The 25,182-nt window shown below is 72.3% G+C and carries 24 protein-coding genes and 2 pseudogenes; 15 read left to right on the plus strand and 11 right to left on the minus strand.

What is annotated here, in order from left to right; all coding sequences use genetic code 11:
* Positions 1-46: 46 nt before the first annotated feature.
* On the minus strand, positions 47-1,045 hold the full coding sequence (gene ku / locus ACZ6O5_RS10340) for a non-homologous end joining protein Ku (protein WP_465976060.1): 999 nt from the start codon (positions 1,043-1,045) through the stop codon (positions 47-49).
* An 87-nt stretch (positions 1,046-1,132) separates the two neighbouring features.
* Here ku and ligD (ACZ6O5_RS10345) point away from each other — a divergent pair, with 87 nt between their 5' ends.
* Positions 1,133-2,071, plus strand: coding sequence for a non-homologous end-joining DNA ligase (ligD, locus tag ACZ6O5_RS10345; protein WP_465976686.1), 939 nt, complete (start codon positions 1,133-1,135; stop codon positions 2,069-2,071).
* Positions 2,061-2,975, plus strand: a complete 915-nt coding sequence (ligD, locus tag ACZ6O5_RS10350) for a non-homologous end-joining DNA ligase (RefSeq protein ID WP_465976062.1) — start codon at positions 2,061-2,063, stop codon at positions 2,973-2,975. The genes ligD (ACZ6O5_RS10345) and ligD (ACZ6O5_RS10350) overlap by 11 nt, the downstream gene beginning before the upstream one ends.
* On the opposite strand, the gene ACZ6O5_RS10355 is transcribed toward ligD (ACZ6O5_RS10350), so the two are convergent.
* Both ACZ6O5_RS10355 and ACZ6O5_RS10360 read right to left on the minus strand, forming a co-directional pair.
* A complete protein-coding gene (locus tag ACZ6O5_RS10355; protein ID WP_465976064.1) occupies positions 2,902-3,978 on the minus strand; it encodes a hypothetical protein in 1,077 nt (358 codons plus the stop codon). The genes ligD (ACZ6O5_RS10350) and ACZ6O5_RS10355 overlap by 74 nt on opposite strands.
* Before the next feature lie 100 nt (positions 3,979-4,078).
* Entirely contained in the window at positions 4,079-4,453 is a 375-nt protein-coding gene (locus ACZ6O5_RS10360; protein ID WP_465976066.1) for a DUF4267 domain-containing protein, read from the minus strand.
* 87 nt (positions 4,454-4,540) lie between these two features.
* Here ACZ6O5_RS10360 and ACZ6O5_RS10365 point away from each other — a divergent pair, with 87 nt between their 5' ends.
* The 6 genes from ACZ6O5_RS10365 to ACZ6O5_RS10390 all read left to right on the plus strand — a co-directional run bounded on the left by ACZ6O5_RS10365 (position 4,541) and on the right by ACZ6O5_RS10390 (position 10,861).
* On the plus strand, positions 4,541-5,119 hold the full coding sequence (locus ACZ6O5_RS10365; protein ID WP_465976067.1) for a TetR/AcrR family transcriptional regulator: 579 nt from the start codon (positions 4,541-4,543) through the stop codon (positions 5,117-5,119).
* 27 nt (positions 5,120-5,146) lie between these two features.
* Complete coding sequence (locus tag ACZ6O5_RS10370) at positions 5,147-5,869, plus strand: TIGR03089 family protein (RefSeq protein ID WP_465976069.1); 723 nt, start codon at positions 5,147-5,149, stop codon at positions 5,867-5,869.
* 139 nt (positions 5,870-6,008) lie between these two features.
* Positions 6,009-6,869, plus strand: a complete 861-nt coding sequence (locus ACZ6O5_RS10375) for a GNAT family N-acetyltransferase (RefSeq protein ID WP_465976071.1) — start codon at positions 6,009-6,011, stop codon at positions 6,867-6,869.
* A 53-nt stretch (positions 6,870-6,922) separates the two neighbouring features.
* On the plus strand, positions 6,923-8,797 hold the full coding sequence (locus ACZ6O5_RS10380; RefSeq protein WP_465976073.1) for an Eco57I restriction-modification methylase domain-containing protein: 1,875 nt from the start codon (positions 6,923-6,925) through the stop codon (positions 8,795-8,797).
* A gap of 3 nt (positions 8,798-8,800) precedes the next feature.
* Positions 8,801-9,520 (plus strand): PaeR7I family type II restriction endonuclease, encoded by a 720-nt coding sequence (locus ACZ6O5_RS10385; protein ID WP_465976075.1) that lies wholly within the window; start codon positions 8,801-8,803, stop codon positions 9,518-9,520.
* Between the two features lie 390 nt (positions 9,521-9,910).
* Complete coding sequence (locus tag ACZ6O5_RS10390; RefSeq protein ID WP_465976077.1) at positions 9,911-10,861, plus strand: zinc metalloprotease; 951 nt, start codon at positions 9,911-9,913, stop codon at positions 10,859-10,861.
* 68 nt (positions 10,862-10,929) lie between these two features.
* Here the strand turns inward: ACZ6O5_RS10390 and ACZ6O5_RS10395 are convergent, their stop codons facing one another.
* Positions 10,930-11,223 carry a hypothetical protein gene (locus ACZ6O5_RS10395; RefSeq protein WP_465976079.1) on the minus strand — a complete coding sequence of 98 codons (294 nt, stop codon included), beginning with the start codon at positions 11,221-11,223 and terminating at the stop codon, positions 10,930-10,932.
* Positions 11,224-11,300: 77 nt separating this feature from the next.
* Complete coding sequence (locus ACZ6O5_RS10400; protein ID WP_465976081.1) at positions 11,301-12,980, minus strand: DNA repair helicase XPB; 1,680 nt, start codon at positions 12,978-12,980, stop codon at positions 11,301-11,303.
* A gap of 173 nt (positions 12,981-13,153) precedes the next feature.
* Here ACZ6O5_RS10400 and ACZ6O5_RS10405 point away from each other — a divergent pair, with 173 nt between their 5' ends.
* Both ACZ6O5_RS10405 and ACZ6O5_RS10410 read left to right on the plus strand, forming a co-directional pair.
* The gene (locus tag ACZ6O5_RS10405) at positions 13,154-14,029 is read left to right on the plus strand and encodes a L,D-transpeptidase family protein (RefSeq protein WP_465976083.1); all 876 of its coding nucleotides are present in this window, start codon (positions 13,154-13,156) and stop codon (positions 14,027-14,029) included.
* A gap of 51 nt (positions 14,030-14,080) precedes the next feature.
* A complete protein-coding gene (locus ACZ6O5_RS10410; protein WP_465976085.1) occupies positions 14,081-14,314 on the plus strand; it encodes a hypothetical protein in 234 nt (77 codons plus the stop codon).
* A gap of 1 nt (position 14,315) precedes the next feature.
* On the opposite strand, the gene ACZ6O5_RS10415 is transcribed toward ACZ6O5_RS10410, so the two are convergent.
* Positions 14,316-16,781: a helicase-associated domain-containing protein gene (locus ACZ6O5_RS10415; protein ID WP_465976087.1), complete on the minus strand. Its 2,466-nt coding sequence runs from the start codon at positions 16,779-16,781 to the stop codon at positions 14,316-14,318.
* 37 nt (positions 16,782-16,818) lie between these two features.
* On the opposite strand from ACZ6O5_RS10415, the gene ACZ6O5_RS10420 reads away from it, so the two are divergent.
* Positions 16,819-17,442, plus strand: a complete 624-nt coding sequence (locus ACZ6O5_RS10420) for an HAD family hydrolase (RefSeq protein ID WP_396856135.1) — start codon at positions 16,819-16,821, stop codon at positions 17,440-17,442.
* A 28-nt stretch (positions 17,443-17,470) separates the two neighbouring features.
* On the plus strand, positions 17,471-17,857 hold the full coding sequence (locus ACZ6O5_RS10425) for a cold-shock protein (protein ID WP_073826071.1): 387 nt from the start codon (positions 17,471-17,473) through the stop codon (positions 17,855-17,857).
* On the opposite strand, the gene ACZ6O5_RS10430 is transcribed toward ACZ6O5_RS10425, so the two are convergent.
* A complete protein-coding gene (locus ACZ6O5_RS10430; protein ID WP_465976089.1) occupies positions 17,818-18,648 on the minus strand; it encodes a 1,4-dihydroxy-6-naphthoate synthase in 831 nt (276 codons plus the stop codon). The genes ACZ6O5_RS10425 and ACZ6O5_RS10430 overlap by 40 nt on opposite strands.
* A 627-nt stretch (positions 18,649-19,275) precedes the next feature.
* Here ACZ6O5_RS10430 and ACZ6O5_RS10435 point away from each other — a divergent pair.
* Positions 19,276-20,142: a helix-turn-helix domain-containing protein gene (locus ACZ6O5_RS10435; RefSeq protein ID WP_465976091.1), complete on the plus strand. Its 867-nt coding sequence runs from the start codon at positions 19,276-19,278 to the stop codon at positions 20,140-20,142.
* Here the strand turns inward: ACZ6O5_RS10435 and ACZ6O5_RS10440 are convergent.
* The 3 genes and pseudogenes from ACZ6O5_RS10440 to ACZ6O5_RS10450 all read right to left on the minus strand — a co-directional run.
* Positions 20,114-20,764, minus strand: coding sequence for a futalosine hydrolase (locus tag ACZ6O5_RS10440; protein WP_465976093.1), 651 nt, complete (start codon positions 20,762-20,764; stop codon positions 20,114-20,116). The genes ACZ6O5_RS10435 and ACZ6O5_RS10440 overlap by 29 nt on opposite strands.
* Positions 20,761-20,928, minus strand: a pseudogene (locus ACZ6O5_RS10445) (MFS transporter); the annotation flags it as partial. The pseudogene ACZ6O5_RS10445 and the gene ACZ6O5_RS10440, both read right to left, overlap by 4 nt.
* 92 nt (positions 20,929-21,020) lie before the next feature.
* Positions 21,021-22,422 (minus strand): annotated as a pseudogene (locus ACZ6O5_RS10450) (MFS transporter); the annotation flags it as partial.
* Positions 22,423-22,487: 65 nt separating this feature from the next.
* On the opposite strand from ACZ6O5_RS10450, the gene ACZ6O5_RS10455 reads away from it, so the two are divergent.
* Positions 22,488-23,327: a DUF3027 domain-containing protein gene (locus ACZ6O5_RS10455; RefSeq protein WP_465976095.1), complete on the plus strand. Its 840-nt coding sequence runs from the start codon at positions 22,488-22,490 to the stop codon at positions 23,325-23,327.
* A 4-nt stretch (positions 23,328-23,331) separates the two neighbouring features.
* Here ACZ6O5_RS10455 and ACZ6O5_RS10460 read toward each other — a convergent pair whose 3' ends face one another.
* Entirely contained in the window at positions 23,332-23,547 is a 216-nt protein-coding gene (locus ACZ6O5_RS10460) for a DUF2530 domain-containing protein (RefSeq protein WP_374709276.1), read from the minus strand.
* A gap of 137 nt (positions 23,548-23,684) precedes the next feature.
* On the opposite strand from ACZ6O5_RS10460, the gene ACZ6O5_RS10465 reads away from it, so the two are divergent.
* Positions 23,685-25,166: an NCS2 family permease gene (locus ACZ6O5_RS10465; RefSeq protein ID WP_357294731.1), complete on the plus strand. Its 1,482-nt coding sequence runs from the start codon at positions 23,685-23,687 to the stop codon at positions 25,164-25,166.
* Positions 25,167-25,182: the final 16 nt, after the last annotated feature.

Genomic DNA, 25,182 nt, shown 5'->3' on the forward strand with positions numbered 1-25,182 from the left:
GCCCCGCCTATACCGAATACGTTAAGCGGGGCCCCTTCCTTACCCCTCAGGCGGTCTTCTTCTTCGCGGCGGTCTTCTTCGCGGCGGTCTTCTTCGCCGGTTCGGCCTTCTTCGCCGCCGTCTTCTTCGCGGCGGTCTTCTTCGCCGGGGTGGCCTTCTTCGCCGGTTCGGCCTTCTTGGCCGGGGTCTTCTTCGCGGCGGTCTTCTTCGCCGAGCGGGCCGACGAGATCGGGGTCGGCTCGGCCCCGCCGCCGGACGGCGCCTCGCCCCGGGCCGCCCGGGCCCGCTCGACGGACGCCTTCAACGCGGCCATCAGGTCCACCGCGGCGGCCGGCGCGGCCTCTTCCTCCTCCGGCTGCACCACCTCGCGGCCCTCCACCTTCGCGTCGATGACCTCCTGCAACGCGGCCCGGTAGTCGTCTGTGAAGGCGTCCGGCTCGAACTCGCCGGCCATCGAGTCGATCAATGAGCTGGCCATCGCCAGCTCCGGCGGGCGGACCTTCAGGTCCTCGTCCAGGAAGCCGAAGTCGGGCTGACGGATCTCGTCCGGCCAGAGCATCGTGTTGAGCAGCAGCACGCCCTCGCGGACCCGCAGCGTCGCCAACTGCTCCCGCTGGCGCAGCGCCACCTTGACGATCGCCACCCGCTCCGAGTCGGTCAGCGCGTCCCGCAGCAGCACGTACGGCTTGGTGGCGGTGCCCTCCGGCTCGAGGAAGTAGGCCTTGTTGTACAGGATCGGGTCGACCTGCTCGGCCGGCACGAACTCCAGCACGTCGATCGCGTGCGACGTGCTCAACGGCAGGTCGGCGAAGTCCTCGTCGGTCAGGATCACCATCTCGCCGCCGCCGAGGTCGTACCCCTTGGCGATGTCGTCGTAGGTGACCTCCTCGCCGCAGACCGAGCAGGTGCGCTTGTAACGGATACGGCCGCCGTCCTCGCGGTGCACCTGATGGAACCGGATGTCCTTCTCCTCGGTTGCCGAGTAGACCTTCACCCCGATCGACACCAGGCCGAACGACACCGCTCCTTTCCAGATGGCCCGCATTCCCGCGCTCCTCTCCCCGGTTGTAGACCAGAATCCCAAACGATCGAACGGCACGCACGCCCTTCCGTGCCCTACTACAGTCAGGAGGTGCCCGGCGCGCCGTTGAAGCCGATGCTCGCGATGACCGGGCAGCTCCCGGCCGGTGCCGCATGGGCGTACGAGTTCAAGTGGGACGGCATCCGCGCGCTCGCCGACATCTCCCACGGCGACCGGCACTTCTACGCCCGCTCCGGCGTCGAGATCACCGCCGCGTACCCGGAACTGCTCAACCTGGCCGAGCAGGTCGACGACGCGCTGCTCGACGGCGAGGTGGTGATCTTCACGGACGGGCAGCCGTCGTTCACCGCGCTGGCCGAGCGGATGCACGTGCGCAACCCGGCCAAGGCGGCACGGCTGGCGGCGACCGCCCCGGTGACGTACATGATCTTCGACCTGCTGCGGCTCGACGGCGTGGACCTGACCACCCGGCCCTGGGACGAGCGACGGGCGGCACTGGAGGCGCTCGGGCTCGGCGCCGCCCGGTGGGCGGTGCCGCCGGTCTTCACCGACGGGCCGGCCACCTACGCGGCGGCCGGTGAGCACGGGCTGGAGGGCGTGCTGGCCAAGCGGGCCGACTCGGTCTACCGGCCCGGGGTGCGCTCGCCGGACTGGGTGAAGGTCAAGCTGGAGGTCACCGGCGACTTCGTGGTCGGCGGCTGGCGGCCGGGCGCGCGCCGGGTCGGCGGGCTGCTGGTCGGCGTGCCCGGCCCGGACGGACGGCTGGTCTACCGGGGGCGGGTCGGCGGCGGCATCGGCGCGGCCGTCGAACGGGACCTGCTGCGCGAGCTGGAGCCACTGCGTGCCGGCGCGTCGCCGTTCGCCGGGGACGTGCCGCGCGAGGATGCGCGCGGTGCGATCTGGGTATCACCCCGGGTGGTGGTGGAGGTCAAGTACGGCCAACGCACCCCGGACGGGCGGCTGCGCTTCCCCCGGGTCCTGCGCCTGCGCCCGGACAAGCCGCCCGAGGAGGTCGAGGATGCCGGCTGACCGGTTCAAGGTCGAGGTCGAGGGGCGCTCCCTGGAGCTGTCCAACCTGGACAAGGTGCTCTTCCCGCAGGCCGGCTTCACCAAGGGCGAGGTGATCGACTACTACACCCGGATCGCCCCGGTGCTGCTGCCGCACCTGCGCGACCGCGCGCTCACCCGGATCCGCTTCCCCAACGGCGTCGACGGCGGCTCGTTCTTCGAGAAGAACGCACCGGCCGCGACCCCCGGTTGGGTACGCACCGAGAACCTACCCGTCCCCGGGTCGACCAAGGGGCGGGAGACCATCGACTTCGTGGTCTGCGACGAGTTGCCCACGCTGGTCTGGCTGGCGAACCTGGCCGCGCTGGAGCTGCACACGCCGCAGTGGAAGGTCGGCGAACACCCGGACATGATGGTGGTCGACCTGGATCCGGGCACCCCGGCGGCACTGCGACAGTGCTGCCAGGTGGCGCTGCTGATGCGCGACCGGCTGGCTGACGACGGGATCGACGCGTACCCGAAGACGTCCGGGAAGAAGGGCATGCAGCTCTGCTGCCCGATCGCCGGCACCCAGGACGCCGACGTCGTCTCCGGCTACGCCAAGCGGATCGCGCAGGAACTGGAGCAGGCGTACCCGAAGCTGATCGTGTCGAGGATGGCGAAGAACCTGCGCGGCGGCAAGGTCTTCATCGACTGGAGCCAGAACAACGCGGCGAAGACGACAGTGGCGCCGTACTCGCTGCGCGCCCAGCCCGTACCGGCCGCCTCCACGCCGCTGACCTGGGACGAGGTGGCGGCCGGTGCGGCCGGGAAACGGCCCGCGACGCGGCCCTACACGGCCACGGAGGTGCTCAGGCGGGTGGCGAAGCAGGGCGATCTGCTGGCGCCGCTGCTCGACGGCGGCCCCGAACTGCCCGCCCGCTGACCCGCCACCACGCGCCGCTGACCAGCAGCAGCACGATCACGCTGATCGCCACGTCGCCCACCAGGTCGGCCGCCGGGCCCGCCGGGGTGTAGGTCGGCACGCCGTACGCGAAGACGGCCGCGACGACCACGGCGGCCGAGCCGGCGGCGAGCACGTGGTGCTGACCCCAGCCGGCCCGCCGGCACCAGCGCGCCAGCAGGACGGCGGGGACCACGGCGAGCGCGAGCGCGACGCCGATCCCGGTCCACCCCGGCACGGCCCCGGCCCCGGCGTAGGCGACCAGCACCACCAGCCCCGCCCAGACGGGCCGCGGCGCGGTCCTGGCGGTCCGGTCGACGGGCGTGCCGGCGGCCGGGTCGATGCGCGTGTCGGCGGCGCGTCCGACGCGCAGCAGCGCGGCGACGAGCAGGGCCAGCGCCACGCCGGCCGCGAACGTGAGCTGGACCGGCGAGGCCAGGAAGCCCTTGCGCCCGCCGTCGTCGGCGAAGACCAGCAGGCTGCCGCCGAGCCAGAGCAGCGCGGCCACGACCAGGCCCGGACGACCCAGCCAGGACCGCGACCGGCGACCCACCCCGAGGTACGACTCGACGAGCGCGATCGACGCGCAGATGGTCAACGCCACGTGGTTGCCCACGTAGTCGACCGCCTGCCGGGCGCTGAACCCGAGGCCGGGCACCATCGTCGCCTCGGCGACGGCGCGGGCGTCGGCGAACTGGGTGTCGTCGAGGTAGTCCGGATTGAACAGCGACTGGTCGACCAAGCCGGCCTGGACCACGCCGAAGGCGGCGGCGAGCAGCACGATTCCCGGCCAGCCCAGTCCGAGCCGCCGGGCGGTCTCCCGGATCAGCAGCGCGGCCCCGCCGTACATCGGGGCGAGCACCAGCACCACGAACGGCATGCCGACGAGCGTGAATCCGCCCCAGGAGCACTCGGCGGTCCAGGGCGCGAGCAGCAGCAACGCGACGGCCGGCGCGAGCCGACGGCGCAGGGGTTCGGTCGTCATGCCCGCACCGTGCCGCAGCCGGCCGGCCCGTCGATACGGCCATCGGCCGAGGGGTCCGTGACCAAAGTCGACGGTCACGGACCCGAGGGCGGCGGCTCGGCTAGAGCGCGAACAGCAGGGCGGCGTCGAGGAGGATGACCAGCGCGGTGGCGAAGTGGATGCCGAAGGCGACGGCCCGGGTGCCGCCGTGCCGCAGCACGATGACGGTGTCGCCCAGGGGGGCGAGCGCGACGACAAGCATGAACCAGGCGACGGCGTCGGCGCTGGTGAAGGCGATCAGGGCGAGTCCCACCAGGCCGTAGGTGAGGTCGCGGACGCCCTTGACGGTCAGGTAGGCGGATTCGGGCCCACCCGTCGACGCCGGAACGCCGTAGCCGGCGGCGGCGTTCCGGGGCGTCGTCAGGAAGCGGGCGCCGATGAAGACGATGAACAGGCTGAGGACGACGGCGAGCCCGTAGGCGAGGAGGTTGAGCATGGTCGACTCCGAATCTAGCGCTGCTAGGGATGAGAGCGAAGCTAGCAGAGCATCGATAGATTGCCTAGCGGTGCTAGGGTTGCGGTCATGTCCATCCAGGCACGCCGAGAGCGGGAGCGGGCGGAGCGCGAGCGGGCCATCGTCGCCGCCGCCCGGGAACTGGCCGAGTCGGAGGGCTGGGACGCGGTCACCACCCGCCGGCTCGCCGCCGAGATCGAGTACAGCCAGCCCGTCCTCTACAGCCACTTCACGGGCAAGGACGCCATCATGGCGGCGGTCGCCGTGGAGGGCTGCGGCGAGCTGGCCGCCGAACTCGCCGCCGCCCGCGCCGCCGCGGCCGACCCCCGGCAGGCGGTGGCCGGCATCGCGACGGCGTACGCCGCATTCGCCGAACGTCGGCCCGCGCTCTACGACGCGATCTTCAGGCTCCCCGTCGCCCTCTCCTTCGCCAGCCAGGATGCCCCGGTCGAGCTGGCCCGAGCCTTCGCCGAGATGGCCGAGACCCTGCGTCCGTTCACCGGTGGGGACGACCTGGAGACCTTCACCGAGACCTTCTGGAGCGGGCTGCACGGCCTGGTCACGCTGATGCGCGACGGTCGGCTGCGGCGGGCCGAACACGAGCGTCGGCTGGCGCTCCTGGTGGACCGGTTCGCCCCGCTAGGCTGAGCCGGCCGCCCGGAAGGAGCACATCCGATGGCCAGCCACGCACCCGCACCCGCTTCCGTCGCCACCGACGAGCCGCTGCTCAGCTACCTCGACGACGCCACCGGTGAACGCACCGACCTGACCGCGTCGCAGTTCGGCGCGTGGGTCGCCCGCAGCGCCGGGCTGCTGCGGGACGGCTGTGGGCTGCGTCCCGGTGACCGGGTGGCGGTGCTGCTGCCGCCGCACTGGCGTACCGCGGCGGTGCTGCTCGGCGCGTGGTCGGTCGGGCTGACGGTGTCCTTCCGGCCCCGGGCGCTGGCCGGGTTGCCGGCGCTGGAGCCGGGCGCGGACCGGCCCTTCGACGCGGTGTTCGTGACCCCGGAGCGCCTGGACGACTGGCTGGAGGCCGTGCCCGAGGGGACCCACCGCTACCTGGTCGGCGTGCGTCCCGACCCGGTCGACGAGGTGCCACCGGGCTGGCTGGACTGGTCGGCCGAGGTGCTGCGGCACCCCGCCGACCCGCCGGACTACACGGCGGTGGACCCGGCCGACCCGGCCACCCCGGACGGCACCAGCTTCGGCGCGTGGCGGCGGCTGGCCGCCGAGATCGCCGCCCAGCTCGACCTGCGCCCCGGCGATCGCCTCCTGGTCGACCCGACCGAGCACGAACAGCCCCTGAAGTGGCTGCTCGCCCCGCTCGCCGCCCGCGCCACCCTCGTGATCCACGCCAACCCCACCCACCCCGCCCCACCCCACACCCGCCGCCTCTGACCCCTCCCTCCCTCCCTCCCTCCCTCCCTCCCGCCCTCCCTCCCTCCCCGTCGATCTTGCAGTTGTGGTCCGGGAAATGCCGTTTTCGTGGCTTCTGCCGGGGCGTAAACTGCAAGATCAACGCTGTTGGGAGGGGTGCATGGTGGGGCTGGGGGACGGGCTGGTCTGGCGGGCTTATGGGGAGAGTGATCTCGCCGCGCTGACCGGGCTGGTCGAGGCGTGCCTCGCTGTCGACGGCGGATTGCCGCTGTTCACGCGTACTCCGCTGCTGCGGGCGCGGCTGCTCCAGACGCGTACCCTCGGCGCCTGGCACGACGGCGGCCCGGTCGCGGCCATCGGGGTCGGCACCGGACGGGCGCCCGCCACCGCCACCGGGCTGGTGCATCCGGCCTGGCGCGGACGCGGCCTCGGCGGCACGCTGCTGGACTGGGCCGGCGAGCAGGCGGGCGGCGCGGACCTGCTGCTCACCACCGAGACGTGGACCGCCGACGCGGAGACGCTGTTCGTCGCGCGCGGACTACGGCGGACGTTCCTGGAACGGGTGCTGCGGCACGACCTCGACGCGCCGCCCGACGTGGTCGCGCCGGACGGCGTCACGCTGGAACCGGTCACGCTCGGCCCGGAGCTGTTCGACACCTACCGGGCGTCGTTCGCCGACCGGCCCGGCTTCGTCGAGCCGGCGGCCGAGGAATGGCTGGGTGACCTGCGCGAGGACGAGGGCTACCGACCGGAGCTGTCGATGGTCGCGCGTGGGCCGGACGGCGGCGCGGCCGGCTTCGTCACCGTGCTCGACAACTGGATCGACCAGGTCGGCGTGGTGCCCGGCTGGCGCGGCCGGCGGGTCGGCGCGTACCTGGTGGCTCGGGTGCTGCGCGGGCTCGCCGAGGTGGGCGCGGACGCCGCGTGGCTCTGCGTCAACGACGACAACCCGGCGACCGGGCTGTACCGCCGGCTCGGCTTCCGCGAGGCCGGCCGTCGGGCGCGCTACCTGCGTCGCTGACGGACGACCCGACGCATACGGTGTGCATTCTCGACGACGTCAACGAACGGGAAGTGAGCGAGCGTCTGCTGGGCGTGTTGGTGGGCCGCCCCGGCCCGGGCGTCTTTGTTGCCGAGTACCCACGTCTTTGTTGCCGAGTACCCACGTCGCTGACGGCTGAGACGGTCGTGATGGGATCGGTTTTGACCGCGCGCGGGGCCGAGTCGTGGGTATTCCCGCTGCCCTATGCTCGTCGAGTGAAGGCGGTAGCAGCACAGACACGGCACCTTGTGCCAGGCGAGACGGTGCCGTTCCTGACGGCCATCCCTGCGGAGTCGGTCGAGCACGGCGAGGTGTTCACCCGTCGTTGGGTTGTCGAGTTGATCCTCGACCTTGCTGGGTACACCGCCGACCGTGATCTTGCTGAGCTGGTGGCGGTCGAGCCAGCGTGTGGCGGCGGCGCCTTCCTGGCGGTGATGGCGTCCCGCCTCAGCGCCTCGTGCCGTAAGCACGACCGACCGCTCCTCGACGCCAAGTCAGCTCTGCGCGCCTTCGACCTGCTCGCCCCGAACGTGGCTACCAGTAGGGCGCTCATCCGGAACGTGCTGGTTGATGAGGGTTGGTCGCTTCCCGAAGCGCGCGAGGCGACAACGGCGTGGGTGCGTCAAGGTGACTTTCTGCTCGACCCGCACGTGCCGACAGGGGTGGACTTCGTCGTAGGTAATCCGCCCTACGTCCGTCTTGAGGATGTGCCTCCGGACCGCATGCAGGCCTACCGAGCAGCCTGCCCCACCATGACGGGTCGGTCGGATCTCTACGTCGGCTTCTACGAACGCGCGCTGCGATCCCTGCGCGTAGGAGGAGTCCTCGCGTTCATCTGTGCGGACCGTTGGATGCGCAACCAGTACGGCCGTCAGTTGCGAGAGCTCGTCGCCGCGGGTTACAGCGTCGACGCCACCATCAGCATGCATGATGTCGATGCGTTCGAGGATCAGGTGTCGGCGTATCCGGCCGTCACTGTGCTGAGCCGAGCCCAACAGGGTGCCGTCATGGTCGCGGATACGCGACGAGGCTTCGGGCCGCAGGACGCACCAGGGCTGGTGGAGTTGATCCACGCTACGGAACAGCGAACGGCGGCGAACGGCAGTTTCGAGGTGGCCCGGTTGCCCCACTGGTTCACCGGGGGCGAGTCATGGCCGGCTGGCTCACCATCGAGGATCGCGCTGATCGAGACATTGAACGACCGTTTCCCCCCGCTGGAGGATCAGAGCACCGGAACTCGGGTCGGCATCGGTGTAGCGACGGGCGCTGACAAGGTCTTTGTCACCACGCACGCAGACGTCGAGCCACGGCGACTGCTGCCGTTGTCCATGGTCAAGGACACTACTTCGGGGACTTTTTCCTGGTCGGGTCACTATCTGGTGAGCCCTTGGGACGCGGAAGGCGCCCTCGTCGACTTGGCTTCGCTGCCGCGGCTGCGGGAGTACTACCAACGGCACGCGGCGGCCCTCAAAGGCCGACACGTGGCGGGCAGGCGGCCGGCGCACTGGTACCGGACCATCGACAAGGTCGACCATTCTCTGATCGATCGACCAAAGCTGCTTCTTCCGGACATGAAGACCGTGATCCATCCGGTGCTGGATGAGGGCGGCTTCTATCCTCACCACAACCTGTACTACATCGTCTCGGACGTCTGGGATCTGCGGGTGCTGGGCGGGTTGTTGTTGTCAGGCGTGGCGCAGGCCTTTGTGGAGGCTTATGCGGTTAAGATGCGGGGAGGCACCCTTCGCTTCCAGGCTCAGTACCTGCGTCGGATCCGTGTACCCAGGCCGGAGAACGTCTCGGCCGCTGACTGTGCCGCGCTTGCCGCCGCCTTTGACGAACGGGATTCACGAGCGGCGACGAAGATTGCGCTGCGCGTGTACGGAATCGAGGCGATGGGGGAGTAGCCGGTGGATCAGCGCTCATGGGAAGCGGCGGTACGTAGCTCCTGGGACATCCGGGAGTCACAGGCTGCGAAGAAGTTGCTGGGCGGCAAGACCGATACTGGTGGGCGAGGCGCGGTCACCGGCGGTGCTCACCTCGACGCGCTGACCACATTGCTTGCCCAGGTGTTCCTCGACGCTGGATTCCCACCCGATGCCGTTCGCTCCAAGTCCAAGGTCGAGTTACCTGGCTACTTCCGGCCGACGAAGAAGTGGGACCTGGTGGTGCTCCACGAAGGTGAACTGGTCGCTGCCATCGAGTTGAAGTCCCACGTCGGTCCGTCCTTCGGCAACAACTACAACAACCGGAACGAAGAGGCGATCGGCAGCGCGGTCGACCTGCGGCGGGCCTACGATCACGGACTGCTCGGTCGGCTGCGGCCTTGGCTGGGATATGTATTGCTCGTGGAAGAAGCGCCAGCATCCCTCCGCCCGGGCATGCCGAGGAGCGGCACCTTTCCGATCGACCCCGCTTTCACCAAGACTTCATATGTCGATCGCTACGTGATTCTGTGCAAGCGGCTGCGCAGCGCCGGCCTCTATGACGCAACCTGTCTCGTCACCTCCTCTCGCGAAGCCGATGCTCCGGTCCGGCAGCCCGATCTTGAGGTTGGTTTCCCCGCATTCGTCGGTGCCATCATGGATCGGACTGAGGAGTTCGGCGTCGTGCAGCCCAAGCGAAACTAAAATCGCGGGTGATGTGCGAATCCCGGCCCGGGCTCCCCCGCTTCACCCACCGCGTCACGTGGTCGGCCGAGGACCATGAGTTCGTCGCCACCACGCCGAGTTCCTGTCCCTCTCGTGGCTGGATGCCGACGAGATCAAGGCGCTGCGAGGGCTTCAGGATCTCCTGCGTGGGGGGATCGCCGACATGGCGCTCCAGGACGAGCAGGTCCGTTGAGTCGTTTTTGCGCTCAGCTCGAAAGGGCCGGGGGGTAGTGCCGCCTCGGGCGGGCGGGGACTGTTGCGGAGGCCGCTGACGTGGTCTTATGTCGGAACGACGACGTCATCGACCCGCAGCTTTGACAACCCCGCGTCGGTTCCGTGTTCCTTTCATGCCTCTCGAAAGGTGCAGCGATGCACAGGAGACCGACAATCCACCTGGCGATGCTGGCAACGGCCGCCGCCGCGTTCCTGACCGGCGGAGCGCACGCCACGGCCGCACCCGTGACCGCCTCCGCCCAGGCCGCCGCCTGCCAACCGGGCGCCGACCAGCACAGCGTCGCCCGGGTGAGCGAGGGCGCCACCGCCCAGGAGCCGGAGCTCTACTCGAAGAACGAGGCCAACGCGTACGGCGTGATCAAGGACGTGCCGCGCCTGGCCAACGGCAGCGTCACCGTGCCGACGGTCTTCCACATGATCTCCGACCACGAGCTGGGCGCGGCCGAGAAGGCCCGGTGGAACACGCTGATCGCGGCGCAGATGACCGTGCTCAACGACTCGTACGCGGGCCGTACCGCCGCCGACGCCTCGGACACGCCGTTCCGCTTCTCGCTCGTCGACACCACCTGGACCGTGAACAGCGCCTGGTACACGGTCGAGCCGGGCAAGAACGAGCGGGACATGAAGAAGGCGCTCTACACCGGCGACTCCCGCACGCTCAACGTCTACGCGGCGAACATCGGCGGCGGGCTGCTCGGCTGGGCGTACTTCCCGAAGGGCTACAACAACGGCCGCGACTACATCGACGGCGTGGTCATGCTCGACGAGTCGATGCCGGGCGGCACGGCCGGCAAGTACGCGCTCGGCGACACGCTCACCCACGAGGTGGGGCACTGGCTGATGCTGGAGCACACGTTCGCGCACGGCTGCTCCGCCTCCGGCGACTTTGTCGCCGACACGCCGCGTGAGGCGGCGCCGCAGTTCAACTGCCCGGTCGGCGCGGACACCTGCACCGCGCCCGGCCTCGACCCGATCCACAACTTCATGGACTACACGCAGGACTCCTGCATGGACATGTTCACCCCGGGCCAGGCCGACCGGATGAGCGACGCCTGGGTCGCGTTCCGCGCCGGCGGCCAGGGCTGACACGTCGGAGGGGACGGCCATCTCGCACCTCGGCCGTCCCCTCCGCTGCCCGAATCAGCAGCCCCGAATCAGCAGGTCGTGTTGCCCAGCGGCACCCAGCCGTCCAGCGACGGGTCCTCGGCGCCGTGGCCGTACACCCAGGCGTCGTCGTTCTCGGCCCAGCCCCCGTGCGCGCGGAACCCACGCCCGGCGGTCAGGGTGCGCAGCACCATGCCGTGCGGTGCGGCCCGCAGCCAGGTGTTCTGGGTGAGGTTGCAGACGAAGCCGGGCGCGTCGCTCGCCGAGGCCGGCGAGGCCGCCACGGCCGCGCCGGCGAGGCCGACGGTGGCGACCGTCAGTGCGGAGAGAATACGTCGTTTCACTCGGGTCCCTTCCGGTGTTCCAGTGACGGCCACGATTGTGCCACTGTGGACCGACAACCCGGGTGGACCCGGTTCGCCTACTCGACCGTCGGCAGTTTCGGGCCGAGCACGTCGTCGGCGTCCACGATCGTGTACGCGTACCCCTGCTCGGCGAGGAAGCGCTGCCGGTGCGCGGCGTACTCGGTGTCGATGGTGTCCCGCGAGACCACGGTGTAGAAGTGCGCCTGCCGGCCGTCGGCCTTCGGGCGAAGCACCCGGCCCAGCCGTTGCGCCTCCTCCTGCCGCGACCCGAACGTGCCGGACACCTGGATCGCCACCGCCGCCTCCGGCAGGTCGATCGAGAAGTTGCCCACCTTCGAGATCACCAGGGTGCGGATCTCACCGGAGCGGAACGCGTCGAACAGCCGCTCACGCTCCTTGTTCGTGGTGGACCCCTGCACGATCGGCGCGTCCAGGTATTCCCCCAACTGGTGCAACTGGTCGAGGAAACCGCCGATCACCAACACCTGCTCCTGCGGGTGCCGCTCCACCAGCGCGCGGACCACCGGCAGTTTGGTGCGGGCGGTCGCCGCCATCCGGTAGCGCTCCTCCGCCTCCGCCGTCGCGTACGTCATCCGCTCCGCGTCGGTGAGCGTCACCCGTACCTCGGTGCACTCCGCCGGTGCGATCCAGCCCTGCTGCTCGATGTCCTTCCACGGCGCGTCGTACCGCTTCGGGCCGATCAGGCTGAACACGTCGCCCTCCCGGCCGTCCTCGCGGACCAGCGTCGCGGTGAGGCCCAGCCGGCGGCGGGCCTGGAGGTCCGCCGTGAAGCGGAAGATCGGCGCGGGCAGCAGGTGCACCTCGTCGTAGACGACCAGGCCCCAGTCGCGGGCGCCGAACAGGTCCAGGTGGGTGAACGCGCCGCCGCGCCGCGAGGTGAGCACCTGGTACGTGGCGATGGTGACCGGACGGATCTCCTTGCGCTCGCCCGAGTACTCGCCGATCTCCTCCTCGGTCAGCGACGTGCGGGCGATCAGCTCCCGCTTCCACTGCCGGCCCGCCACCGTGTTCGTGACCAGGATCAGCGTGGTCGCCTTCGCCTCCGCCATCGCCGCCGCCCCGACCAGCGTCTTGCCGGCGCCGCAGGGCAGCACCACCACGCCCGACCCGCCGGCCCAGAACGCCTCCACCGCCTCCCGCTGGTACGACCGCAGCGTCCACGGCCTGCCGCCGTCCTTGCCGGACTCGGCCAGCTCGATCGGGTGCGCCTCGCCGTCCACGTACCCGGCCAGGTCCTCCGCCGGCCAGCCGAGCTTGAGCAGCGCCTGCTTGAGCCGGCCCCGCTCGGACGGGTGCACCGCGATGGTGTCGTCGTCGAGCTTCGCGCCGAGCATGCCGGCGAGCTTCTTGCTCTTCGCCACCTCGATCAGCACCACCCGGTCCAGGGCGCGCAGCACCAGCCCGTGCACCGGGTCGTTGGCGAGCTGGAGTCGGCCGTACCGGTCCATCGTCTCGGCCACGTCGACGAGCAGCCCGTGCGGCACCGGGTAGCGCGAATACTTGATCAGGGAGTCGACCACGCCCTCCGCGTCGTGACCGGCCGCCCGCGCGTTCCACAACCCCAGCGGGGTGAGCCGGTACGTGTGCACGTGCTCGGGGGAGCGCTCCAACTCGGCGAACGGCGCGATGGCCATCCGGCAGGCCTGCGCGTCCGGGTGGTCGATCTCCAGCAGCAGCGTCTTGTCCGACTGCACGATCAGTGGTCCACCGCTCACGCCGCGTCCTCCTCGCCTGGCCCGGGAAACCTGCCCGCACGCCGGCTGACCTGCCGAAGGCGGACCATCCAGTGTTGCACGCCGGGGAGTGTCAGAAAAAAGTCTCGCTGGACAGGCAACGTCATACTCCTCTCACACGTCTAGCAAGCGGGACAACTGTCCAGGGAGGGCCCATGAAGCGTGTCCGGTTTCTCGCCCGGGTCGCCGGCCTGGCGGTGGTCGTGCTGGTCGGCGTCGGCGCGTGCGCGCTCGATCCGCAGACGGAGGGCGCCGGGGTCACCACCCCCGCGCCGGTCGGGCTGACGGAGGGAGCATCGGGGGCGAGCGCGCCGCCCACGCCCGAGCGGTCGGCCACGTCCCCGTCGGCGCAGCCGAGCCGGACGGCCACGCCGAAACCCTCCCGGTCGCCGTCGGCGACCGCCTCCCCGAAGCCGAAGCCGAAGCCGAGCCGCTCCGCCGGGTGCCCGCAGGGCGAGCACCAACGGGCCGTGGAGCGCTACCTGAGCCGGCTGGGCGGGTTCGGGACGCTGACCGTGGACGGCGCGCAGTCCGCCGCCGACTGCGTCGCGATCAAGAAGTTCCAGACCCGGTACGGCATCAGCCCGGTCTCCGGTCGCGCCGGCCCCACCACGTACGACGTGGCGAAGCGGCTGGCCGACACCGACGTGTCCCGCTGCCGGGCCGGCGCCCGGCTCACGTTCTGCGTGGACCTGACCCGACAGACCGTGTGGGCGATGCGTGGCGGCACGGTGGTGCTGGGCCCGACCGTCACCCGCACCGGCATGTCCGGCTACGCCACGCCGGCCGGCACGTACTCGGTCGGCTGGAAGAACCTGCGTGAGTGGTCCAACCCGTACGAGGTGTGGCTGCCGTACTGGCAGCAGTTCAACGGTGGCATCGGCTTCCACGAGACCACCACCTACCTGCACAACGGCGCGATCGGCTCGCACGGCTGCGTCAACCTGCTGCACCGCGACGCGGTCCGCCTCTGGGAGCTGGGCTCGGTCGGCACCCGCGTGGTGGTGATCGGCCGCCGTCCCGGCACCTGAGCTGCCGGTACCCTGGGAGCCGGGTCCACCACCGGGCGGGGAGGGGCTGGCATGACCGTCGATCAGGACGTGCTTCCCGAGGACGAGCGGACGCCGCCGCAGGTCTCCACCGCGATGCTGGTCGGTTACGCGACCGCCGCCGCGGGCGTGTTCGGTTGGTTTCTCTTCGGGCTGCTGGTGCAGCGGCAGGGCTTCGTCGACTCGGTCGGCGAGTCGGCCGGCGCGGCGTTCGCGCTGCTGCTGGCCATCTCGGTGATCGGCACGTTGCGCCGCAACGGGGAGTGACTCACTCCTCCAGCACGGCGGCCGTGATCCGGTGCAGCGCGAACGTGTGCAGCATCTCGGTGCGGTCGTCCTCGGCGCGCAGGTAGCCGGCGCCGATCGAGACCGGCCGGACCAGCCGGGACGCGGTCGCCCCGTGCGCGTCGACGTAACCCACCCAGACCCGCGCCTTGTCCCGTACCGCCTGCTGGAGCACCGCCAACGCGTCGCCGTGCCCGGGCACCGCCGTCGGGCCGGTGACCGCCGGCCCGCCGCGGACCACCGCCGGGGCCCGCCGCGCCGCCCGGGCCGCCGCCTCGCCCCGGCGGATCTGCTCCACCACGCCCAGCAGGCGGGGCATCGGCAGCCTCGGCGTGGCCAGCGGGTCCACCGTCCGGCCGGTGAGCGGCGTCCGGGCCGGCGCCCGCCGGTTCTTCGGCCGGGACAGCACCGTCGCGCCGGTGGCGTCCTCGGGCACCGGCGCGTACCCCGCGTCGCGCAACGCGAGCAGCATCCGGTTGACCTGGTACGGGGTGACCAGCACGGTCGGGGCCAGCCGGCGGAACGCCAGCGACTCCAGCCGCCGGTCCGCCTGCACCTCGGTGAGCAGCGCCTCGTCGTCACTGCGCACGTAGCCCCCGGCCGAACCGACCCGCAGCCCGCCGTGCTTGCGGGCCACGTCGTCCACCAGATAGGTCAGCCCCTGCGGCACCGGGGTACGCGACCGGCGGCGGAACAGCGCGTGCAGGTCGTCGGCGGTGTACCCGGCGTCCAGGGCCCGTCGGATGCTGGCCGTGGTCACCCGGTGCACGCTCGCCCCGCCCGCCGACTCGTGCTCGGCCACCACGTCCAGCTCGGCGGCGAGCGCCGGGTCGGGCGGGCCGGGCACCACCACGCTCAGGTCGGCCTGTACGAGGACGTGGTCGACCGGGGCGGGCAGCAGCCCGTCCAGTGCGCGTACCGCCGTCGACGGGTCGCCCGACTCGGCGTCGGAGCGCAGCCCCAGCGGGTCGTCGCCGCGCTCGTCGGCGTCGGCCAGCTCGGCCAGCAGCAGCCGCCCGTACGAGGTGAGCGCGCCCAGCCCGGTCACCCCGAGCCGGGCCGCCTCGGCCAGCACGTCGCGGTGCGCCGTCTCCCGTCCCCGGGCCCGCCGGGGCGCCCGCCACTCCAGCAACGCCAGCACCTCGTCCGGTGTCGGCGCGGTGGCCGCCGGCAGGTCGGCCAGCACGGCGAGCACCGCGCGGCGGGCGGCCGGCGCACCGGCGCGTTCCGCCTCCGGCGAGAGCACCGAGATCGGCCGGTCCCGGTCGTCCCGCTGACCGACCAGACCCACCTGCCGGGTCATCGCCAGCCACGCCCGGGCGAGTTGCTCCCAGCGCTGGGCGAGCGACGCCGCGCGCCACACCTCGTACCCGCCGGTGGGCGCGATCTGCTGGTCCCCGCCGTACCGGGTGGTGGCCGCGCCGGTCAGCTCCAGCTCACCGGTCAGCCCCGCCGCGTACGCCACCTCGAAGATCAGCGCGGTGGTCGGCTCGTCCAGCCCGAGGAGCCGGGCGAGCCGGCGCAGGTCGCGTACGCCGACGCCGCCGGACCGCAGCACCGGGGCCGGCTCGACGACAAGCGCCTCCAGCAGCGCCTCGGTGTGCCGGACCACCTCCATGGTCTGCCCGGCCCCGGCCGAGTCGACGGCCTTGGTCTCCCGGGGCGGGGCGGACACCTCGGGCGGGCTGGTGCGCAGCGGGCCGAGCGGACCGGTGTCGCGGCGCAGCACCAGCCCCACCTCCCGGGGCAGCTCGACCGTGCCGTGGGGGCCGCCGGACATCCGCACCAGCAGGTGGTGCTCGACCAGCCAGCGGATCGGGGAGCCGGTGGGCGCGCCGCCGTTGACCAGGTCGGGCGGGAGCACGTCCTCGCCGCCGGTGGCGGGGGCCTCCAGCGCGCCCGGTGCCACGGTGCCGACCGGCGGCCCGGCGGCGAGCCGGTCCAGGACCGCCCGGGCCGACGGCGGTGCGGCGAGCAGCGCCCGCCGCAGCTTCGCCGGGTCCGCGCAGAGGGCCGCCGCGCGCGCGTCCAGCTCCGCCGCCGGGCGACCCAGCCCCGCCGGGTACGGGGACACCTCGTCGACGCCGCCCACCACGGTCAGGTCGTGCTCGGGGCCGTACAGCAGGAACCGTGCCCGGAGCCGGTCGACGGCGGCCCGGACCGCGGTCGGGGCGGGCGGGTGCGGCCCGGCGGTGGCCGTGGCGAGGATCTGGTCGGTGGAGGTGGCGCCGTCGGGGCCCCGGGTGAGCCGGGCGGCGTCGAGGATCTGGAGGGTGAACTGGTCGAGCCCGTCGAGCGCCCGGGCCACGGAGACCCGGGACTGGGCGCGCAGGGCGAGAGCGGACACGTCCGCCGGCACCGGCACGACGAGGTCCGGCCGCAGTTGGAGCAGGGCGGCCAGCGACTCGTCGGGGAGGGCCCGCAGATGGTCGGCGAGTGAGGTGGTCATCGTCGTACCACGCTAGCCCGCTGGGTACGTTCTCGGCATGCCTCCGCTGATGGTCGGCTTCGACCTCGACATGACCCTGGTCGACTCCCGTCCCGGGATCGCCGCCGCCTACCGGGCCCTGACCGAGCGCACCGGCGTCCCGGTGGACGCGGAACTGGCGGTGTCCCGGCTGGGCCCGCCGCTGCGTACCGAGCTGGCGCACTGGTTTCCGCCGGAGCGGATCGAGGAGGCGGTGACGCTCTACCGCGAGCTGTATCCCGCGTACGCGATCACGCCGACGGTGCCGATGCCGGGCGCGGAGGCCGCGGTGCGCGCGGTGCACGAGCGCGGTGGGCGGGTGATGGTGGTGACCTCGAAGATCGGCCGGCTGGCGAAACTGCACCTGGACCACCTCGACCTGGCCGTCGACGAGTTGGCCGGCGACCTGTTCGCGGAGCAGAAGGCGACCGCGCTGCGGGAGCACGGCGCGACGCTCTACGTGGGTGACCACGTGGCCGACATGGCGGCTGCACGAGCAGCGGGAATCCCAGGCGTGGGAGTGGCAACGGGCCCCTGCTCGGCGGCCGAGTTGAGCGCGGCCGGGGCCGAACTGGTGCTTGATGATCTCGGCGAATTCCCGGCGGCGGTGGACCGGATCATCGGGCTAGCCTTGGAGGGGTAGACGGTTCGAGTGGAGCGGGGTTCGACAGGTGCCGACGGGTCGAGTGAAGTGGTACGACGCGGCCAAGGGATACGGGTTCGTCACCAGTGACGAGGGTGGCGACGTGTTCCTGCCCAAGGGCGCGCTACCGGCGGGTGTCGCCGACCTGAAGGGTGGCCAGCGGGTCGATTTCAGCGTGGTGGACAGCCGGCGGGGCGCCCAGGCGATGGGCGTGAAGTTGCTGGAGGCGCCGCCGTCCGTGGCGGAGCTGCGTCGCCGGCCGGCCGAGGAACTGCACGGCCTGGTCGAAGACATGATCAAGGTGCTGGAGGCGAAGGTCCAGCCGGACCTGCGCCGAGGGCGCTTCCCGGATCGTAAGGCCGCGCAGAAGATCGCTCAGCTGGTCCACGCGGTGGCGCGCGAGCTGGAGGTCTGAGGGACGAGCCCGGCGTCGGCGGCCCGGCCCAGCAGCGCCTCCACGGCGGCGAAGCCGGCCTCACCCAGGTCGGCGGTGAACTCGTTGACGTAGAGGCCGATGTGCCGGTCCACCACGTCGGGCTCCATCTCCTGCGCGTGCGCGAGGACGTACCCGCGGCTGGCCTCCGGGTCCGCCCAGGCCTGCCGCACCGACTCGCGGATCCAGGCGGCGGCCTCGACCGGGTCGACCGCGCCACGCCGGGCCAGGATCGCGCCGAGCGGGATCGGCAGCCCGGTGTCGCCCTCCCACCATTCGCCCAGGTCGACCAGCGCGGTCAGCCCGTGGCGCGGGTAGGTGAAGCGGGCCTCGTGGATCACCAGACCGGCGTCGTACCGGCCGGCCGCCACGCCCGGCATGATCTCGTGGAACGGCACCACCTCGATCCGCTTGGGCGTCTGCCCGGCCGCCCAGAGCCGGAACAGCAGGTACGCCGTGGTCCGCTCGCCGGGCACCGCCACCGTCGCGCCGGACAGGTCGGGCCGGTCGCCCCGGGTGAGCACCAGCGGGCCGCAGCCCCGGCCCAGCGCGCCGCCGCAGGGCAGCAGATGGTATTCGTCGAGCAGCCACGGCAGCGCCGCGTAGCTCACCTTCACCAGGTCGAACGCCCCCCGCTCGGCGGCCGTGTTGGTGACGTCCACGTCCGCGTAGGTCACTTCGACCGGCGGCGCCCCGGCCACCCGGCCGTGCACCAGCGCGTCGAAGACGAACGTGTCGTTCGGGCAGGGGGAGATCGCCAGGGAGAGCGCCATGCCTCCCACCGTAACTCCGCCCGCCCGGCTTGGCCTCCGGGCCCCGGCTCAGCCTCCGGCCCTGGGTCAGGTGCCGGCCCGGGTTGCTCTGTCCCGCGCGGCTCCGTGCCTTCCCGGACTGAAATGACTCTGCTGCGTTGCCTTTCGAGCTGATAGCAGAAACGACTCAGGTTCACCCGTCGTCCCAGCTCTCCGCCTTTCAACCCTGCCCGGCCTGCCCGGCCTGCCCGGCCTGCCCGGCCGGGCCATGCCCCGCCGGAGAGCCCGTCCTGCCCGTTCCCGCCCGGTCCTGCCGGGTCCCGCTCGGCCCGACCCGGCCCTGGCTCAATCCGAGCTGGCACGGCTTGAGCCAACCCGGCTCGCGCCCGCTCGGACCGGCTCGCCCGGCTGATTCGGTGCGGCCTGCGCGGTCCCGGTGGTGGCTGCGGTGGAGATCTACTGGACGGGTCGTTGGGTGAGGCTGCCGCCGGGCCAGTCCGGCGGAGAGCGGCGATAGCACCAACGACTCAGCTCCAAAGGGACGCGACCATCCACACTCCGCTCCCCGAAGAAGCGGATTTCCACAGAGTTATCCACAGGAAGGCCGGTGCTGTTGAGAGCGCGCGCCGTCGTCGGCACCATGGGGCGGTGGCTGAGCCGATTTCGTCGACCGATCAGGGGCTCGACCTGGGTGGGCTGCTCCGGCGGCTGCGGCGGCGGGCCGATCTGAGCCAGCGCGAGCTGGCCGAGCGGGCGGGTCTTCCGCAGTCGGCGGTCGCGCGGATCGAGTCCGGCCGGGGTACGGATCCGCGTTACCGCACCGTCGAACGGTTGGTGCGGGCGGCGGGCGGACGGATCGGCGTCGAGTTCGAGCCCGGTCACGAGGACGCGGAGGCAGAGCCGCCGCCCGAGGACGGCATGCGTGATCGGGCCGGTCGCCGTTATCCCGCGCACCTCGACGTCTGGGAGGTGCATGAGCCACGGGACTGGCCGGGAGCGTGGTGGGCCGAGTGGTACTCGCTGCCACCGGGGCTGTGGCCGTTGCCCCTGCCGCCGGCCAGCTACCGGCTGAACCGGAACTACCGGGACGAGCGCCGGGAGCGCGAGCGGGTGCGGCGATCGGTGACGGTGCGTCGGGTCACCGACCCGAGCGTGCCGGCCACGGCCTGGCGGTTCGTGGCCGAGCTGCCGACCGGCGAGCTGATCGGTGAGCTGCGGGCGCATGACGAGAGCCCGCATCTGCGGTGGGGCGACAGCGAACGTCCGGAGGAGCGGGAGACCGTGCTCGACGGCGTGCTGGTCACGGGCGGGTACCGGCGGTTGGGCATCGGCCGGCGCCTCGTCGAGGCGCTGGTCGCCGCACTCGCCGCGCATGGCGCGGTCTCCCTGCGGGCGCTGACCGAACAGCCGGGTATCTCCTTTCTGCACGCGTGCGGCTTCGCGGTCGAGGCGAGCCGACCGGCGGCGCTGCGGTTCGAGCTGCCGGTCAGCGGAGAGCCGCGGCTGCGGTGGTGAGCGCGGCGAACGCCTCGCGCATACGCCACGCGCCACGGTCGCGGGGGCCGATCGGGTTCGAGATCGTCCGCAGCTCGGCGAAGGGGACCCCGGCGTGGGCGGCGGCCACGGCGACGCCGTACCCCTCCATGGCCTCGGCCACGGCGTCCGGGTGCCGGTCGGCGAGCGTGGCGGTGCTGGTGGCGGTGCCGGTGACGGTGCTGACCGTGAGCACGGTGCCGACGGTGGCCGTGGGCAGCGTGGCGCGCAGCGCGTCCAGCAGGGTCGGGTCGGCGGGCACGGTCCGGCCGCCACCCAGCAGTTCGGGCGCCATGCCCAGCTCCTCGACCGGGATGAAGCCGGCCGGCGACTCGGCACCGAGGTCGGCGGCGACGCTGCGGTCGGCCAGCACGGTGCCGCCGACCGCGACCCGGCCGACGAAGCCGCCGGCGATGCCGGCGCTGACCACCGCCCGGTACGGCCGGCCGGCCGCCTCGGCCAGCGCCAGCAGGCGCGCGGTGGCGGCACCGGCGACGGCCGGGCCGACGCCGACCGGTCGTACCGTCACGGTCGGGTCGGTGAGGCCGGCGCGGACGGCCTCGGCCTCGGCGGGCACCGCCGTGACCACCAGCAGACCGGTCACGCCACCGGCCCCCGGGGATCGCGCCGGTTCTCGTCCTCCGCCGCCCCGACCCCGCCGACCGACGAGGAGGGGCGGTAGATGTGGAAGCCGGGCGGAGCGAGCGCGTCGTCGTCCGGCGGGGGGATGTCGACCCGCTGCGGCGCGGGCGAGGTGGGTGCCGGGTCGTCGAACGAGGTGACCGGCGGCGTCGCCCGCCCGTCGTCGCCGAGCGGGCGACCGCTGACCACCTCGTCGTCGCCGAGCGGGCGACCGCTGACCACCTCGTCGTCGCCGAGCGGGCGACCGACCAGGTGTTCGCCGCGCAGTCGGCCGGCGATCAGCACACCGCGTACGGCCACGAGCGCGGCCACGCCGGCGGCTACCGCCACCCCGATCAGGCCGGTGAACGGCGCCAGCCCCAGCCCGCCGCCGGCCACGAACGCGAGCATCAGCGCGGTCTCCGAGTGCGCGAACGAACTGGCCCGCAGCCGCTCCGGGATGCGCTCCTGGATCGAGGCGTCCACCGCCAGCTTGGCGATCCCGCTCATCAGCGCCGCCACCAGGCAGAGCAGCGCCACCATGGGCAGCGAGAACTTGATCGCGGCGAGCAGCGCCACGCCGGCCACGACGATCGAGCCGCTGGACTGGATCGCGGTCGGCCGGTGGATGCGCAGCCGGGTGCCGAGCGCGGTGGCCAGGAACGTGCCGACCGCCAGCGCGCCGCCGACCAGGCCCAACGCGGCCTGGGCGCCGAGTTCACGGCCGAAGAAGTCGGTGGTCAGGTCGCCGGCCTTGATGGCGAAGGCGAGGAAGAGCAGCAGGAAGCCGTAGATCCCGCGTAGCGCCGCGGCCCCGATCAACGTGGCGATCACCAGGCGGCCGGCGGGGCGGCCCCGACCCAGCGGGCGCTCGCCGTCGCGGCGGCGCATCGCCCGCAGCGGGTGCGGCATCCGCTCCGGCGGCTCCGAGTCGGCCTTCGGCGGCAGCCGGAGCGAGACGACCATGCCGATCAGGAAGATCACCGTGGCGACCCGGAGCGGCCACTGCGGCCCGAACCAGAACGCGGCCAACCCGATCGGGGCGACCAGCGCGCCGGCCACCGTGCCGTAGACGCTGGCTCGCGCGCCGACCTGGGACAACCCCAACCCGTCGGGGAGCAGCCGGGGCACCGCCGCGGACCGGGCCACGCCGTAGGCGCGGGAGAGGGCGAGCACCCCGAAGGCCGCCGGGTAGAGCCCGAGCCCGCCCATGTAGTCGGAGATCAGCCAGGCCAGGAACGCCCGGCCGAGCATGGTGGTGGCCAGCGCGTACCGCCGGCCGTGGCGGAAGTGGTCGAGCAGCGGGCCGACCACCGGTGCGAGCATGGCGAACGGGACCATGGTCACCAGCAGGTAGAGCGCGACCTTGTTGCGCGCCTCGCCCAGCGGCACGTCGAAGAAGATCGTCCCGGCCAGGCCGATGGCGATCAGCGTGTCGCCGGCGCAGGAGAGCGCGTGCAGGTCGAACAGGCGGACCATGCCCACCTCGTTGCCGGCGCTGCGGGCCCGGGCGGTGCCGGCCCGGCGGGTCATCCAGCGCCCACCGTGCAGCGAGCCCCGCAGCAACAGCCGGGTGGCGCGGATGCCGGTGCCCACGGTCCGCCCGAGGAAGGAGCGGCCGGAGCGGGAGGACAGCGCCATGTGTCCCATCCTGACCCATCTACTCCGTGCGTGCCGCATCACCCGGAGAGAACCCGCCGACGGGCATGGGGAACAATGGTGGAGTGACCAGGCCCGCCTCCGCCCGCGCCCCCCGGCTCGACCAGGTATGCGCCGCCGCCGTCGAGGTGGCCCGCGATGCCATCACCGAGGTGGAGCCGACCGACGTCGGTGACCACCTCCAGGCCGTCGCCGAGGGCGACCGGGTCGTCACCCACTACTTCGACTGCCGGATGGCCGGTTACCGCGGCTGGCGTTGGGCCGTCACGGTGACCCGGGTGCCGCGCAGCAAGCACGTCACCATCTGCGAGACCGTGCTGCTGCCCGGCTCGGACGCGATGCTCGCCCCCGGCTGGCTGCCCTGGCAGGAGCGGCTCCAGCCGGGCGACCTGGGCCCGGGCGACCTGCTGCCGACCCCGGCCGACGACGAGCGGCTCGCCCCCGGGTACCTGCTCTCCGACGATCCGGCCGTGGAGGAGACCGCCTGGGAGCTGGGCCTCGGCCGGGCCCGGGTGCTGTCCCGGGAGGGGCGCGCGGACACCGCCCAGCGGTGGTACGACGGCGACCACGGCCCGGACGCCGTCATCTCGACCGCCGCGCCGGCCGCCGCCCGCTGCGGCACCTGTGGTTTCTACCTGCCGCTGGCCGGCTCGCTGCGGCAGTCCTTCGGGGCGTGCGGCAACTTCTTCGCCCCGGACGACGGTCGGGTGGTAAGCGCCGACCACGGCTGCGGCGCGCACTCGGAGACGCTCGTCGACACCACCGAGACGCCGGTCGCCGAGCTGCCCACCATCTACGACGACAGCGCGGTCGAGGCGGTGCCGGTCGGCGGGGCCCTCGCTCCCGCCGAGGCGGCCGAGCCGGCGGAGCCGTACGCGCGCTCCTGACCGGTCAGCGCTGACGCGCGGCGGCCGCCCGGCGGCGACGCCGGTTGGCGTCGTGCCGCATCATGGTGGCCAAACCGGGAAAGCCCCACAGAAAACCGGCAAGACAGGTCCAGAGCCAGTTCTGGTGGCCGTGCGCGGTGAGCCAGCCCCGGCAGAAGATCAGCAGCACCAGACCGGCCACCGCCCAGGCGATCAGCCCGGCGACGGCGAACGGCACCATCGGCGGGTCGAGCGGCTCCGGCCGCGGCTGTTGCTCCTCGGGCACCGGCCCAGCGTACGTGATCGTTCTTCCCTGTCCGCCGGGTGATCTGGCACGATGCGCGCGACAAACCGGTTGATCGACAAGATGAGGACCCGATGGCCATTGCCCCGCCGGCGGACCACGGCACACCGCCCGATCCCGCGCACCCGCGCAACGCGTTCGACCGTTTCTTCGAGATCTCCGCCCGCCGGTCCACCACGGGTCGGGAGATCCGAGGTGGCTTCGCCACGTTCTTCACGATGGCGTACATCGTGGTGTTGAACCCGCTGATCCTCGGCGGCGCGGAGGACGCCGACGGGCGTACCCTCGCCATCCCGGCGCTGGCCGCGGCGACCGCGCTGGTCGCGGGCCTGATGACCATCCTGATGGGGGTGGTGGCCCGGTTCCCGATCGCGCTGGCCGCCGGGCTGGGCGTGAACGCGCTGGTGGCCTTCGAGATCGCGCCGCAGATGACCTGGGCGGACGCGATGGGTCTGGTGGTCATCGAGGGCGTGCTGATCGGCATCCTGGTGCTCACCGGGCTGCGTACCGCGGTGTTCCGTTCGGTGCCGACGCAGCTCAAGACCGCCATCGGCGTCGGCATCGGCCTGTTCCTGACCATCATCGGCCTGGTCGACGCCGGGTTCGTGCGGCGGGTCCCGGACGCCGCGAACACCACCGTGCCGGTCGGGCTGGGCATCAACGGCAAGATCGTCAGTTGGCCGATGCTGGTGTTCGTGGTCGGTCTGCTGGTGACCGTGGTGCTGGTGGTACGGCGGGTGCGCGGCGCGATCCTGATCGGCATCCTGGCCTCCACCGTGCTGGCCGTCGTGGTCGAGGCGGTCGGCAACATCGGCCCCTCCTTCGTCGACGGCAAGCCGAACCCGAAGGGCTGGGCGCTGAACGTGCCCGAGCTGCCGAAGCAGGTGGTGGACCTGCCGGACCTGTCGCTGCTGGGCAACTTCAACGTGCTGGACTCGTGGACCCGGGTCGGCTGGCTGGTCCCGCTGATGTTCGTCTTCACGCTGCTGATCACGGACTTCTTCGACACCATGGGCACGATGGTCGCGATCGGCCAGGAGGGGGACATGCTCGACGAGCAGGGCACCCCGCCGCGCGCCAAGGAGATCCTGCTGGTCGACTCCATCGCCGCCGCCGCGGGTGGCGCGGCGTCGGTGTCGAGCAACACGTCGTACATCGAGAGCGCCGCCGGTGTCGGTGAGGGCGCCCGGACCGGCGTGGCCAACCTGGTCACCGGCGGCCTGTTCCTGCTGGCCATGTTCCTCGCGCCGCTGTCGGCGATCGTGCCGTTCGAGGCCGCGTCGACCGCGCTGGTGGTGGTCGGCTTCCTGATGATGACGGCGGTCCGGACCATCGACTGGACCGACTACGAGATCGCGATCCCGGCGTTCCTCACCATCGTGCTGATGCCGTTCACCTACTCCATCTCGAACGGCATCGGGGCCGGCGTGATCAGCTACGTGCTGGTGAAGCTGGCGAAGGGCAAGGCCCGGGAGGTCCACCCCCTGCTGTACGGCGTGGCCGCCCTGTTCATCCTCTACTTCCTGCGCGGGCCGATCGAGTCCGTGCTGCTCTGACGCTGGTGAGCCTGGT

Source organism: Micromonospora sp. NPDC049201 (assembly GCF_055586805.1).

Excerpts from the sequence above, each read along its gene's own strand:
- ACZ6O5_RS10465 (WP_357294731.1), top strand. The coding sequence starts at position 23,685 with ATGGCCATTGCCCCGCCGGCGGACCACGGCACACCGCCCGATCCCGCG.
- ACZ6O5_RS10390 (WP_465976077.1), top strand. The coding sequence starts at position 9,911 with ATGCACAGGAGACCGACAATCCACCTGGCGATGCTGGCAACGGCCGCC.
- ACZ6O5_RS10370 (WP_465976069.1), top strand. The coding sequence starts at position 5,147 with ATGGCCAGCCACGCACCCGCACCCGCTTCCGTCGCCACCGACGAGCCG.
- ACZ6O5_RS10355 (WP_465976064.1), bottom strand. The coding sequence starts at position 3,978 with ATGACGACCGAACCCCTGCGCCGTCGGCTCGCGCCGGCCGTCGCGTTG.
- ACZ6O5_RS10420 (WP_396856135.1), top strand. The coding sequence starts at position 16,819 with ATGCCTCCGCTGATGGTCGGCTTCGACCTCGACATGACCCTGGTCGAC.
- ACZ6O5_RS10375 (WP_465976071.1), top strand. The coding sequence starts at position 6,009 with ATGGTGGGGCTGGGGGACGGGCTGGTCTGGCGGGCTTATGGGGAGAGT.
- ACZ6O5_RS10455 (WP_465976095.1), top strand. The coding sequence starts at position 22,488 with ATGGGGAACAATGGTGGAGTGACCAGGCCCGCCTCCGCCCGCGCCCCC.
- ligD (WP_465976062.1), top strand. The coding sequence starts at position 2,061 with ATGCCGGCTGACCGGTTCAAGGTCGAGGTCGAGGGGCGCTCCCTGGAG.
- ACZ6O5_RS10430 (WP_465976089.1), bottom strand. The coding sequence starts at position 18,648 with ATGGCGCTCTCCCTGGCGATCTCCCCCTGCCCGAACGACACGTTCGTC.
- ACZ6O5_RS10365 (WP_465976067.1), top strand. The coding sequence starts at position 4,541 with ATGTCCATCCAGGCACGCCGAGAGCGGGAGCGGGCGGAGCGCGAGCGG.
- ACZ6O5_RS10360 (WP_465976066.1), bottom strand. The coding sequence starts at position 4,453 with ATGCTCAACCTCCTCGCCTACGGGCTCGCCGTCGTCCTCAGCCTGTTC.
- ACZ6O5_RS10405 (WP_465976083.1), top strand. The coding sequence starts at position 13,154 with ATGAAGCGTGTCCGGTTTCTCGCCCGGGTCGCCGGCCTGGCGGTGGTC.
- ACZ6O5_RS10460 (WP_374709276.1), bottom strand. The coding sequence starts at position 23,547 with ATGGTGCCGTTCGCCGTCGCCGGGCTGATCGCCTGGGCGGTGGCCGGT.
- ku (WP_465976060.1), bottom strand. The coding sequence starts at position 1,045 with ATGCGGGCCATCTGGAAAGGAGCGGTGTCGTTCGGCCTGGTGTCGATC.
- ACZ6O5_RS10410 (WP_465976085.1), top strand. The coding sequence starts at position 14,081 with ATGACCGTCGATCAGGACGTGCTTCCCGAGGACGAGCGGACGCCGCCG.
- ACZ6O5_RS10415 (WP_465976087.1), bottom strand. The coding sequence starts at position 16,781 with ATGACCACCTCACTCGCCGACCATCTGCGGGCCCTCCCCGACGAGTCG.